The sequence below is a fragment of the Bilophila sp. genome (assembly GCF_057864385.1).
This window is the reverse complement of sequence record NZ_DBMAFI010000015.1, coordinates 22,368-35,266: the sequence shown is the minus strand read 5'-3', so window position 1 is coordinate 35,266 and position 12,899 is coordinate 22,368. Positions and strand designations below refer to the sequence as shown.

Genomic DNA, 12,899 nt, shown 5'->3' with positions numbered 1-12,899 from the left:
TCCGTTTTTTGTACGCTACAAGGCCGCATCCAGCAACAGATTGTCGCGATGCACCACTTCGGGGTAATGCGCGTCGCCGAGAATGGCGGCGACCTCATGCCTTTTCAGCCCCTTGATACGCAACAGATCCGCAGCATTGTAGTTGCTCAGGCCCACGCCCACCGTTTCGCGGCCAAACACGAGCCGCACGAGCGCCCCCGACTCAAAACTGCCGTGAACTTCCGTAATGCCGCCGGGCAGGAGGCTCTTGCCGTGATTTCTGACGGCATCCGCCGCGCCCGCGTCGAGGTACAGCGTCCCCTGCGGATCGGCCTGATATGCCAGCCAGTATTTGCGGCGGGAAACCGTGCGCTGTTCGGGCCGCACCCATGTTCCGATGGCCTCGCCAGCGAACAGGCGGGGGATGACGTCCGGTTCGCAGCCCGGCAGGATGGCGGTGGGCACGCCGAGCTGCGCCACCCGGTGCGCGGAAAGCAGTTTGGAATACATGCCGCCCGTGCCCACGGAAGTCTTGCCGCCGCACAGGGCATCGAGATTGAGGGCACGGATGTCCTCAATGCAGGGCATGATTGCGGCGTCGGGGGTTTCCAGCGGGTTGGCGTCCAGAACGCCGCCGATGGTCGTCAGGTTGACGAACAAATCGGCCTCCACCGGATTGATGAGCAGGCTGGCGAGGTTGTCGTTGTCGCTGAACTTGAGCTCGTTGACGGACACGGTATCGTTTTCGTTGACCACCGGGATAACGCCCCAGCCCAGCAGTTCACTGAACGTATTGCGGATATTGAGGAACCGAGTACGGTTCTTGAGGTCGTCACGGGTCAGCAAAACCTGCGCCGTCAGGATGCCCCGCTCGGCAAAGGCGTTGTCATACAGGTGCATGAGCCGCCCCTGCCCTACCGCAGCGGCGGCCTGCTTGCCGCTCAACCCCACGGCAACGGGTTCGCCGGGCAGCTTCTTGAGCGCAGTCCGCCCGGCGGCCACGGCCCCGGAAGACACCAGCACCACGCGGCGCCCCTGACGGCTCAACACGGCAAGCTGATCGACCAGATTGTCCAGTACGGGGAGGTTCAGTTCGGAACCGGTGCTGAGAACCGCCGATCCAACCTTGACCACTACGCATCGGGCCTCGCGCAGCGTCGCGTCCCGTTCTTCCTGCCAGTTCATGATGTACTCCGTATGATGCCTCCGGCGGGCTTGTACCCACAAGGGGCGACGCCCCTTGACCCGGCTTAATGGTCTGCACAACACCCCGGTTACACCACAAATTCCCCTCAAACGCCAGTCCCCGGCCCTTGAGACATCCACTTCTGCAATGAACGCCGGATTTCAACAATAATTAAAGGCTGTGTCATAGAAAATGGTTGATGCCTTTTTCCTTGACGCTCCAAGGGAATAACCAACAAAAGGCCTCAACCATGAAGCCCGCCGAAGGGGAAAATTGAGAAAAATCTATATGTTCAATGTGTTGTTTTTAATAAAAACAACCACGTACTATGACAGCGCCAAATTAAAAAATAGCTGTGTTATAGAAAATGATTGACACTTTTTCCTTAAAGTTCCAAAGGATAACCAGAAAAGACCTTAGCCGCAGCTCCCGCCAAGGGGAAAACAGGCTGTATGTTCCACCGCACTGTGGAGATGAGAAACAACCACATACTATAACAGAGCCTAAAAAATACATTTTTAAAAAATCACCGAAAAAGCGAACATCCCGGCTTCTTGTCCCTACAACAAAAAAGGCGGGAAGCTCTCCCGCCCTTCATAATGCAATAAAAACTCTTGCCTCTTCCCCACCCAGCCGGAACGGACTTTGATCAGGTTTCTGGGCCGGACGCCTCCATCCCCTCTTCTCACCCAGACCGAAACGAGCTCATCATTATCCACTATAGATGAAGCATAGAAAAAGGTTGATGCCTTTTTCTATGACGTTCCAAGGGAATACCCCCAAAATGCCTCAGCCATGAAGCCCGCCAGGGGGAAAACCGGAAAAAAGACTGTATTTTCACAGTGCGGTGGAGATGAAACAACCACGTACTATGACAGAGCCATGAAGAAAAGAACCATCTTCCCCCGGCCGGAACGAACTCCCGCCGCGCGGCCTCCCCACCAGTCGAAAATCTTTGAAGAGGAGGGGATGGGGTTTGGGGAAGGGGAGGGGAAACTTTCTCCAGAAAGTTTCCCCTCCCCTTCCCCAAGAAAAAATATCCGACTAATCCGTCTCGCGGGTGTACACCACCTCGATGTCCGGGAACTCCTCGTCTTCAAGAACCATTTCCTGATAGTGCAGCAGCGGCGCGTGGGCTTCCATTTCGGCGCGGAGACGCCACATGGCGGCAAGCAGCTCCTCAACGCCTTCGCCCTGATCCGCGGACATGAAGAAAACCTCTCGCCCGTCCCTCGCGGCGATGGCGCGGAGGGCATCCACTTCCTCAGGCGTGCGCAGGTCTATCTTGTTAATGACCTGCAACTGGCGGCGCAGGCCAAGCTCTTCATCAAAGGCGTTCAGCTCATCGTTGACAAGGTCAAAGCCCGCCCAAGGGTTCTCTTCGGGGTTCACGTCCTCAATGCTGAGGATGTGGACGAGAAAACGAGTCCGCTCCACATGCTTGAGGAAGCGGTGCCCAAGGCCCTGCCCTTCGCTGGCGCCTTCGATGAGGCCGGGGATGTCCGCCACCACCATACGCTGATCGGGATCATACTCGTCGATCACGACGCCGAGGTTGGGCGTCAGCGTGGTGAAGGGGTAGGCCGCAATCTTGGGCCGGGCCGCCGAAATGCGGGAAATGAAGGTGGACTTGCCCGCATTGGGCAGGCCGATGATCCCCGCGTCCGCAAGGATCTTGAGCTCAAGGCGCAGGTTACGCTCTTCGCCGGGTTCGCCGGGCTGCGCAAAACGGGGGGCGCGCATGGTCGAGGACTTGAAATGCTCGTTGCCCTTGCCGCCGCGTCCGCCCCGCGCCACCAGATATTCGTCGCCCGCTTCAGCAAGGTCGGCCAGCATATGCTCGCCTTCGGGGGTCTGCTCGAATACAAGCGTACCCACGGGCAGGTTGAGGATCAAATCCTCGCCTTTGCGCCCGTAACGCTGGCTGCCCATGCCGCCCTGCCCGTTCTGCGCCTCGTAGTGGCGCATGATGCGGAAGTCGTACAGGCTCAAAAGGCGCGAATCGGCGCGCAGGATGATGCTGCCGCCGTCGCCGCCGTCGCCGCCGTCCGGCCCGCCGCGAGGTACGAATTTTTCACGCCGGAACGATACACAGCCGTTCCCGCCCTTGCCGGCCTTAACGCTGATCACAGCTTCATCCACAAAACGCATATGAATATCCTGTTCCTTACCATAAAATTATCTATCGCTGCCGCCGCCCGTCTGCAAAAGCCGCCTCTTGCAGACGAACACGGCCAAGGCCAGCCCGACGGCATAGAGCACGCCGTCAACCGCCAAACCGTACGCGGATACCGGCGGCATCCCCCTCTCAGGCGTCCCCACCCAGACGAAAACCGTTGAGACGAGCAGCGCCAGCAAGACGCCGCAGACGGCCTGAATCAGGGAAAAAAATTCCTTTCCTTTGAGCATCCGCCACCGGGCAAGGGCGCAGGCCATCAGGAGCGGCCCTCCGCAGTAAGCGATATTCCACAACGCCCCTTCGGGCACCCTGCCGGTATTGGCCCACAACAACGCCTGCATGCTGCGCCAAAAGGGGGCCAGTATCCCCAACTGGACGGCGAACACAAACATCTTGTCCATCACATCTCCTTGAGCCTTGCGCAATGCGGAGGAGGGGAAACGCCTTTTTGTGGAATGAAAAAGGAGCGGGGAAGGGAGGCCGGGCCATCTTCGGGAAAATGGGGCGGGAAGGGCCTGCCCTTAGGGAAAGGCACCCTCCGCCCGGAGACGGCGCATACACCAAAAGGGAAGAAGCCTGACGGCCCCTTCCCTTGAAAAATCGTCTTTTCTGCGAACTATTCGGCAGCGGGAGCTTCGAAAGGCAGAATGTGGACGCGCTTCTGGATCTTGCGCTTGCGAACATAGGTTTCGTACTTCACCGTGCCGTCGATCTTGGCGAACAAGGTGTAGTCGCTGCCCATGCCCACGTTTTCGCCGGGATGGATCACGGTGCCGAGCTGACGAACGAGGATGTTGCCAGCGAGAACGGGCTGCCCACCAAAACGCTTCACGCCGCGGCGTTGTGCGTTACTGTCGCGACCGTTGCGGGAACTGCCGCCTGCTTTTTTATGTGCCATGAGGGGATCTCCTTACACTTCGGGCTTAGGCTTCGATGGCCTTCACCTGAATGGCGGTATAGTCCTGACGATGGCCCTGCAGCTTGCGGGAATCGTTGCGGCGCCACTTCTTGAAGACAAGAATCTTATCGCCGCGAACGTGATCCAGCACAGTGGCCGTCACCTTGGCATTTTCAACATAGGGCGCGCCGATCTTCAGTTCGGCCCCACCAACCATAAGCACTTTGTCGAGGGACACTTCGCTGTTCACGTCGGCAGCCATGCGATCCACGAGGATCTTGGTGCCTTCTTCAACGCGGAACTGCTTGCCGCCCGTTTCGATAATCGCGTACATTAAGAACCTCCGAAAAAAGAGAAGGGATTAGTACCCCCTTCTCCGCAACCTGTCAAGCGGATTGGTGTACTTTGCAGGTTCGCCCACGTGCGGTTGCTCTTAGGTGAAGGGTTCGTGCAGGCCAGCGGGCGCGAATTCCGTTTATAATCCTCTTTTTAAGGATATGGCAAGGGGGATAAAGGAGCCGCCCCGGTCAGACGGCAAAAAGAGCGATTATTTACCGGCAGTTATTAAAAAAGAGGAAAAAATGCAAAAAAAATCCTCCTTCCCCCCTTCCCAACGCGCGCAGGGGAATTATTTAATGCCACGAGAGGCCGGAACACCACGGCCCACTTGCAAGGCTTACCCCCCCGGCGAGCGTCCATCCCGATTTGAAACGAGCGGCCTCTTCCGCTATATCGGGGATACGTCCGCCATTTCGGATGGCTTGCAGGGATTCCCCGCAGGCAGTCCGATGATGACGGGGCTGGTTGCAACAAAAAAATACCTTTTTTGGAGGATAAGTCGTCATGAGTTTGAAACCTTTGAATGACCGTGTTCTTGTGAAGCGCCTCGAATCCGAGGAACGTACCGCCAGCGGCCTGTACATCCCCGACACCGCCAAAGAAAAGCCCTCCAAGGGCGAAGTGGTCGCCGTGGGCCCCGGCAAGCATGCCGACGACGGCAAGCTCGTTCCCATGGCTGTGAAGGTGGGCGACATGGTCCTCTTCAACAAGTATGCCGGCACCGAAGTCAAAATCGACGGCGCCGAGCATCTCGTCATGCGTGAAGACGACATCCTTGCCATCATTGCCTAAGCAGCCCCGTTTTTGCCGCTGCGACTGAAACATCAATTCTTATTTTTTATAGATAGTTCTGGAGGATACTCTCATGGCTTCCAAAGAAATTCTGTTTGACGCCAAAGCCCGTGAAAAACTGTCCCGCGGCGTGGACAAGCTCGCCAACGCCGTCAAGGTGACCCTCGGCCCCAAGGGCCGCAACGTCGTGATCGAAAAGTCCTTCGGCGCCCCCGTCATCACCAAGGACGGCGTTTCCGTCGCCAAGGAAATCGAGCTCGAAGACAAGTTTGAAAACATGGGCGCCCAGATGGTGCGCGAAGTGGCCTCCAAGACCAACGACATCGCCGGCGACGGCACCACCACCGCCACCGTGCTCGCCCAGTCCATCTACCGCGAAGGCGTGAAGCTCGTGGCCGCCGGCCGCAACCCCATGGCCATCAAGCGCGGCGTCGACAAGGCCGTTGAAGCCGTTTCCAAAGAACTCGGCAACATCGCCAAGCCCACCCGCGATCAGAAAGAAATCGCTCAGGTCGGCACCATTTCCGCCAACTCCGACGCCACCATCGGCAACATCATCGCCGAAGCGATGGCCAAGGTCGGCAAGGAAGGCGTCATCACCGTTGAAGAAGCCAAGGGCCTTGAAACCACGCTGGACGTCGTCGAAGGCATGAAGTTCGACCGCGGCTACCTGTCCCCCTACTTCGTGACCAACCCCGAAAAGATGGTCTGCGAACTGGACAACCCCTACATCCTCTGCAACGAAAAGAAGATCTCCAGCATGAAGGACATGCTCCCCGTGCTGGAACAGGTCGCCAAGGTCAACCGTCCTCTGGTGATCATCGCTGAAGACATCGAAGGCGAAGCCCTGGCCACCCTCGTGGTGAACAAGCTCCGCGGCGCCCTGAACGTGGTGGCCGTGAAGGCTCCCGGCTTCGGCGAACGCCGTAAGGCCATGCTCGAAGACATCGCCATCCTCACCGGCGGCGAAGCCGTGTTTGAAGAACGCGGCGTGAAGCTGGAAAGCCTGCCCCTGTCCTCGCTCGGCACCGCCAAGCGCGTGGTCATCGACAAGGAAAACACCACCATCGTTGACGGCGCCGGCAAGTCCGACGAAATCAAGGCCCGCGTGAAGCAGATCCGCGCCCAGATCGAAGAAACCACTTCCGATTACGACCGCGAAAAGCTGCAGGAACGCCTCGCCAAGCTGGTGGGCGGCGTTGCCGTGATTCATGTCGGCGCGGCTACCGAAACCGAAATGAAGGAAAAGAAGGACCGCGTGGAAGACGCCCTCAACGCGACCCGCGCCGCCGTTGAAGAAGGCATCATCCCCGGCGGCGGCACCGCGTTCGTCCGCTGCATCAAGGTTCTCGACGACATCAAGCCCGCCGATGACGACGAACTGGCTGGCCTCAACATCGTCCGCCGCGCCCTTGAAGAACCCCTGCGCCTCATCGCCGGCAACGCCGGGCATGAAGGTTCCGTGGTTGTGGAAAAGGTTCGTGAAGGCAAGGACGGCTTCGGCTTCAACGCCGCTACCGGCGAATACGAAGACCTCATCAAGGCCGGCGTCATCGATCCCAAGAAGGTGGCCCGCATCGCCCTGCAGAACGCCGCTTCCGTGGCTTCCCTGCTCCTGACCACCGAATGCGCCATCGCCGAAAAGCCCGAACCCAAGAAGGACATGCCCGCCATGCCCGACATGGGTGGAATGGGCGGCATGGGCGGCATGTACTAAGCCACGGCTTAGCACGGCCCTCGCAGCCTAGCTGAATCAATCCCCCGGCAGCGCCATGTTGCCGGGGGATTTTGTTATTATTGGGGAGGGGGGAGGAAACCTTTCTCCAGAAAGGTTTCCTCCCCCCTCCCCAAACCCCACCCCTCTCCTTCCCAAGACTTTCACGTTTATCGAATCCCTGTTCGCCGCTTTCCCGATTACCACAATTTCCATACGGGCATGGTTCAGGAAGGCTGTGCTATAGAAAATGGTTGATGCTTTTTTTCTTGAAACTCCAAAGGGATAACCGGAAAAATGCCTTAGCTGTGGATCCCGCCAAAGGGAAAACTGGAAAAAAGCTATATTTTCACCGCACTATGGAGATGAAACAACTACATGCTATAACAAAGCCTTCAGAAAAAGGTGAGATTAAGGCGGAACTTCGGTACAAGTATAATATGATATGCATAATTCAACACCTATGTTCCAAACTTTGCGTATCTATTCTCGCCCTCCTTTATAGCTACGGAAGTCAGGACAACTTTTTTGTAAAAGGAGAGTTGCTTTTTGGCGACTATCAGCTTTGCCTTTTTGGAACTCACTGCTCTGTGAGAAGTCTTCGCCCATAATGACCACCCACATAGCGGGTTGTTTCTTGTTTCGGCTGCCTCGCGCCCTCAACAGGCTGAAGCCGCAATGAACAAGAAGGCATCCCCGATGCCGGGGATGCCTTCTTGTCGCAAACTGTTCGGAAAATATTTTAGGCTGTGTTATAGAAAATAGTTGATGTTTTTTTCTTGAAATTCCAGAGGAATAACCGGAAAAATACCTTGGCCGTGGATCCCGCCAAGGGGAAAACTGGAAAAAAAGCTATATTTTCACCACACTGTGGGGATGAAACAACTACGTGCTATAACAGAGCCATATTTTAAGGCTGTGTTAAAGTTTCCGGCTGATACAGCAATCAGAGGTCGTTCATCTGCCCCTGTTTCAACGGAGCATTCGCTGCCGTGAATACGGCCGCACTTCCAACGCAGTGAAAGGCACCCCCCGAAAACGGCTGATGCTTTATTTCTTGAAATTCCAAAGGAATAACCAATAAAATGCTCCCAATCATAAAGCCCGTCAGCGAAAACTGGAGAAAAAACTGGAGTTTCAGCATATTGTAGATATAAAACAACCAGATGCTATGGCAGAGCCCTTGAAATCAATCGAGAGATCCCATCCCTGTGATGTCCAGTTGAGGCTCTACGGCTTTGGAACGGATGCCTCCCAAGGCTATTATCGTATGGTATAAGTAGTCATGCGTAAAAGTTTTCCCTGATGTAGCAGCCTGTTTGAGCGCCGCAACGACATCTCCACGCTTTTTGGAAAACAACTCACTGTACCAAAAGAAGAAAGGGATATTTTTCTGCTCCGGGTATTCCGTTCCCGTCCCGCCTATTGCATGCAAAAACCTTCCATGTTCGCCAAGCAATTGCCCGTGATCGGATACATACACCACAATAGCGTCATAGCCTTTCAACTGCGCGTAGAGTTTCGCAAGAAAATCATCCGTCTTGACGATTGTATTGTCATACGCATTGATGACATTCTGCCGGTGCGCCATCATTGATTCGGGCGTATACTCATCCGGAACAAAAACCTTGAATGTATCCGTATAGTTTCCACGATAATCGTAGTGCGATCCCGTCGTATGGAGCAACAGCAGCAGGCCGTTCGGATATGCCTTGAACAACGGTTCCGTTTCTTTCAACAAATCCTGATCCGTAGGGGAATGAAAGTACCGTATCTCTTTCGATGATCCGATGAGGGCGTCCGTCAAATGCCCTGAACGGCCAAGCCTATTCTGCCTGGAATAAAAACACGTCATGAAGCCATGCTTGTTGAATAGCGGGATAAAGCTCCCCATCGTAGGGACTCTGTTTTCCTCCGTGGCGTTCGTCAGCATGCCGATGAGCGAGTTTCTCGTCTGCACGGCGAAGGAATGGGCAATCCCCAAGTTAATGATATGGCTTACTTGTTCCAGTTGGGGGTTCGTCTTCCTTTGGTATCCGTTCAGGCTGAAATGATCGCCACGGGCACTTTCGCCCAACACGAGGACAACGATGGGCTTGTCAGCCCCACATTCGGAGGGCAAATCCGCCGGCGAAGGCAACGAAGCCAAACGCTGTGATTTTTCCTCTTCTACCCAATACGTCTTGAAAACAGAAAAGAAGGACAGAGGGACAATGTTGCGCGTTCCCAGATACGTCCTGAGGGGAGACTCCGGATCCGTTTTGTCTATATAGAGCTTTCCTCCCTCTTTCAAAATCAGAAAAGCCGAAACCAAGAGAAGCAAACCGGCAATCCATTTTTTATTGCTTATGCGGACAAAACGCAGCAGATAGGCGTGGGCTGCGGAAACCACAATGGCCAAGATGGCTGTGAAAACGAGAGGGATACTCAAAAAACTTTTTATTTCAAAGGCGTTGGCCTCAAGCATGGCGGCAAGGACATCATAGGTGAGGATTCTGCCGTATACCCAATAAAAATACGTCAATCCCAACCCGATGCCATGCAGGAGAAAAATGCCGACAGCCCCTACCTTTTTCCAACGGGCGAACAGCAATGAGCAGGAAAGGAACAGGCTCGCGTATAAAAATCCAAAGTATATCAACTGAAAACCACGGGCAGAGCTGAAGACTTCCGGATTGTACAAAAGACCGCAGAGCACGCTCACCCCAAAAAAGAGACCGGGCAATATTTTTTCTTTCATGCTTATTACCTCTTAAAAATTCTTCAGCAAAAGGGCTATACCTGTTCGACATCCTATCGTAAAGAGAAACGTCTCTTCTTGATGTCCCCTTCGTTGCCGGAAGAACGGCAGCCAAACACGCAGCCAAGGAACCATCATGAACATTGCCCTCGTCATCATCGACATGCAAAACGATTTCGTCCTTCCCGAAGCCCCGCTGTGCGTGAAGGGCGCGCAGGCCACCGTACCCACCATCCGCAAACTGCTCGACCGCGCACGCGCGGAAGGCTGGCGCGTGATCCACGTGATCCGCCAGCACCGCCGGGATGGGAGCGATGTGGAGATCGGGCGTGCGCCGCTGTTTACCCAAGGGGCAGGCATCTGCGTCCCCGGCACCAAAGGCGCCGAGATCGTCGATGGGCTCACGCCCCTGCCGGGTGAAACCATCCTGCGCAAGCTCCGTTTCAGCGCGTTCTTCCAGACGGAACTCGACATGATCCTGCGGCGCCTCAAGATCGACACGCTGCTTATCGCCGGGACGCAATACCCCAACTGCGTCCGGGGAACCGCCACGGATGCGATGAGCCATGACTACAACACCATCGTGGTCACGGACGCCTGCTCCGCCCAAACGGACGAAATCGCCGCAACCAATATCCGCGATATGAAAAATATGGGCATCACCTGCGTCACGCTGGCGGAACTGCCCTCCGCACTGGCCTAGGCCATGCTGCCAATTAGACATAATCTATTGAAATTATTAAATCATTTTCAATCTACAAAAACATTATTTCAATAATTTCAAATTGTTATATGTTACACAACGACACAACCTAGAGGACTCTCCGTTACGCGGCCCAAGGCGGGCTTCCCCTGTTCTTTCCGCCCAAAAGGGGAAGCCCTGCCTACGGTTGCGGTATGCCCTCCCCTACCCTTTTCCAACAGGAACTCCCTCCGCGCCGCCTCCCCACCAGTCAAAAGTCTTTGGGGGATGAGAGGAGGGGGTGTGGGGGAGGGGAGAAGGGGGCTTTCTTCAGAAAGGCCCCTTCTCCCCTCCCCCACCTTTCACCCCCAAAGGATACGCCCATGCCTGAACTTTCCCGATCCGGCTGGATCCGCGAAGCGACCCGCACGCTGCAAGAGGCCGCAGTGGACTCGCCGCGCCTGTCCGCCGAACTCATCCTCCAGCACGTCTGCGGCATCAGCCGCGTGGAACTCGCCACCCGCCCGGAAACCCTCCTCACCAGCGATCAGCTTTCCCGCATGACCGGCCTGCTCCGCCGCCGGGCCGATGGCGAGCCCGCCGCCTACCTCCTCGGCCAGCGCGAATTCTACGGCAGGGACTTCCGGGTCACGCCCGCCACCCTCATCCCCCGCCCTGAAACGGAACACTTGATCGAAGCGGCCCTCAAAGGCTGCGGCGGCCCCGTCAGCTTTGCGGATCTGGGTACGGGCAGCGGCTGCATCGCCGTGACCCTGTGCGCGGAACGCCCCGACTGGCACGGCCTCATGGTCGACCTGTCAGGCCGCGCACTGGCCGTAGCCTGCCAAAACGCCGTGCGCCACAATGTCCGCCAACGGCTCCAACCCGTCCGCGCCGACTTCACCCGGCCTCTCCTGCGCCCGGAATCGTTGGATCTGCTGGTCAGCAACCCGCCCTATGTCGGCAAGGCCGAATACGAAGGGCTCTCCGCCGAAGTCCGTGATTTTGAACCCGTCACGGCGCTCATCCCGAATTTTGTGGACTCGGATAAAATCCCCAGCCATGACCACCATCATGATCACGGCGCCGGACACAAGCCCGCCCCTTCCATTTCCCCAGACAGGCCGGAAGGGTTGGAACACTTGATAGCCGTGGCTCAAGAGGCTTTCGTGGCCCTCAAACCGGGCGGCCTGCTGCTTATGGAGCACGGCTATGCGCAAGGCGCTGCCCTGAAAGTGTTGCTTGAAAGCCACAGATGGGAAAACGTCTTGATTCTCAAAGATTTGGCGGGGCGCGATCGCGTGGCGAGCGCCCGGAAGCCTGCGGCTTGAGGGCCACAGTGTTGTGAAAAAGACACGATTGTTTTTTTGTCACAATACATTTTTTTCATATTGTTCAAGGGAGATACAAAAATAAAGAATTTGGCCCGCTTCTTGCTACAGGTTAGAGCGGAGGGATTCCATGAACCAGACTACTATTCAACGCGTCGTTACTTGTTCCGGCATTGGCCTGCACAGCGGCAACAAGGTTTACCTTGCCCTTCGTCCCGCTTCGGCCAACACGGGCATCATCTTTGACATCCATACCCCGGATGGCATCCGCCGCGTGAGTCCCGCCCCCAAAGCCGTCGCCACGACGGTGCTCGCCACCACTCTCGGCTCGAACGGGGCCACCGTCTCCACGGTGGAACACCTGCTGGCTTCCGTGCTTGGCCTTGGCATCGACAACCTGATCATCAGCGTCGAAGGCGGTGAAATCCCGATTATGGACGGTTCCGCTGCGGCGTTTCTGGAGCTGTTCGCCGAAGCCGGCATCCGTGAGCTGCCCGCGCCCCGCAAGGTGATGCGCATCAGCCGCCCTCTGGAGCTGCGTGACGGCAACAAGTATATCCGCGCGCTCCCCTATGCCGGGTTCCGCGTGGACTGCACCATCGACTTTCCCCATCCGGCCATTGGCCGGGAACGCTTCAGCATGGAAGTCACCCCGGAAACATTCGCCCGCGTCGCCAACGCCCGCACCTTCGGCTTCTTCAAGGATGTCGAATATCTGCACAGCCACGGCCTCGCCCGCGGCGGCTCCCTGGAAAGCGTTGTCGTGCTCGACGACAACGGCGTGATGAATCCTGAGGGGCTTCGCTACAAGGACGAATTCGTCCGCCACAAGGTGCTGGACTTCATCGGCGACATGGCCATGCTCGGCATGCCCATTCAGGGCCAGTTTGAAATCTGCTGCTCAGGCCATCAACTGAACAACGCCTTCCTGCGCAAGGCGGAAAGCGAACGGGCGCTCCAGCTCATCGACCTCTCCCTTGAAGAGGCCCAAAACCGCAAGGCCCGCGAAAAGCGGCCCGCCTACGAAGGTTCGCTGGCTCTGGCATAAGGCACCCCATC

The 12,899-nt window shown here is 56.6% G+C and carries 11 protein-coding genes; 5 read left to right on the top strand and 6 right to left on the bottom strand.

The window, feature by feature from the left end; all coding sequences use genetic code 11:
* Window positions 1-15 precede the first annotated feature (15 nt).
* From proB to rplU, 5 genes are all read right to left on the bottom strand, one after another.
* Window positions 16-1,164 carry a glutamate 5-kinase gene (proB, locus tag ACZM8Y_RS06845; protein WP_337431895.1) on the bottom strand — a complete coding sequence of 383 codons (1,149 nt, stop codon included), beginning with the start codon at window positions 1,162-1,164 and terminating at the stop codon, window positions 16-18.
* 1,045 nt (window positions 1,165-2,209) lie between these two features.
* A complete protein-coding gene (gene obgE, locus ACZM8Y_RS06840) occupies window positions 2,210-3,316 on the bottom strand; it encodes a GTPase ObgE (RefSeq protein ID WP_302551515.1) in 1,107 nt (368 codons plus the stop codon).
* A 27-nt stretch (window positions 3,317-3,343) separates the two neighbouring features.
* Window positions 3,344-3,745, bottom strand: coding sequence for a hypothetical protein (locus ACZM8Y_RS06835; protein ID WP_482330391.1), 402 nt, complete (start codon window positions 3,743-3,745; stop codon window positions 3,344-3,346).
* A gap of 215 nt (window positions 3,746-3,960) precedes the next feature.
* Window positions 3,961-4,242 (bottom strand): 50S ribosomal protein L27, encoded by a 282-nt coding sequence (gene rpmA / locus ACZM8Y_RS06830; RefSeq protein WP_005030497.1) that lies wholly within the window; start codon window positions 4,240-4,242, stop codon window positions 3,961-3,963.
* A gap of 25 nt (window positions 4,243-4,267) precedes the next feature.
* Window positions 4,268-4,576 (bottom strand): 50S ribosomal protein L21, encoded by a 309-nt coding sequence (rplU, locus tag ACZM8Y_RS06825; protein ID WP_302551517.1) that lies wholly within the window; start codon window positions 4,574-4,576, stop codon window positions 4,268-4,270.
* A 509-nt stretch (window positions 4,577-5,085) separates the two neighbouring features.
* Between rplU and groES the strand changes: the two genes are divergently transcribed.
* Together groES and groL are read left to right on the top strand one after the other, a co-directional pair.
* Entirely contained in the window at window positions 5,086-5,373 is a 288-nt protein-coding gene (gene groES / locus ACZM8Y_RS06820; protein WP_005030493.1) for a co-chaperone GroES, read from the top strand.
* Between the two features lie 73 nt (window positions 5,374-5,446).
* Window positions 5,447-7,090, top strand: a complete 1,644-nt coding sequence (gene groL, locus ACZM8Y_RS06815; RefSeq protein WP_302551519.1) for a chaperonin GroEL — start codon at window positions 5,447-5,449, stop codon at window positions 7,088-7,090.
* Window positions 7,091-8,276: 1,186 nt separating this feature from the next.
* On the opposite strand, the gene ACZM8Y_RS06810 is transcribed toward groL, so the two are convergent.
* Window positions 8,277-9,827 carry a sulfatase-like hydrolase/transferase gene (locus ACZM8Y_RS06810; protein WP_479859889.1) on the bottom strand — a complete coding sequence of 517 codons (1,551 nt, stop codon included), beginning with the start codon at window positions 9,825-9,827 and terminating at the stop codon, window positions 8,277-8,279.
* Window positions 9,828-9,963: 136 nt separating this feature from the next.
* On the opposite strand from ACZM8Y_RS06810, the gene ACZM8Y_RS06805 reads away from it, so the two are divergent.
* The 3 genes from ACZM8Y_RS06805 (at window position 9,964) to lpxC (ending at window position 12,888) form a co-directional block, all read left to right on the top strand.
* The gene (locus ACZM8Y_RS06805) at window positions 9,964-10,530 is read left to right on the top strand and encodes a cysteine hydrolase family protein (RefSeq protein WP_482330390.1); all 567 of its coding nucleotides are present in this window, start codon (window positions 9,964-9,966) and stop codon (window positions 10,528-10,530) included.
* Between the two features lie 362 nt (window positions 10,531-10,892).
* Window positions 10,893-11,840 (top strand): peptide chain release factor N(5)-glutamine methyltransferase, encoded by a 948-nt coding sequence (gene prmC / locus ACZM8Y_RS06800; protein WP_337431767.1) that lies wholly within the window; start codon window positions 10,893-10,895, stop codon window positions 11,838-11,840.
* Window positions 11,841-11,970: 130 nt separating this feature from the next.
* Window positions 11,971-12,888 carry a UDP-3-O-acyl-N-acetylglucosamine deacetylase gene (lpxC, locus tag ACZM8Y_RS06795; RefSeq protein WP_302551525.1) on the top strand — a complete coding sequence of 306 codons (918 nt, stop codon included), beginning with the start codon at window positions 11,971-11,973 and terminating at the stop codon, window positions 12,886-12,888.
* The last annotated feature ends 11 nt before the right edge of the window (window positions 12,889-12,899 follow it).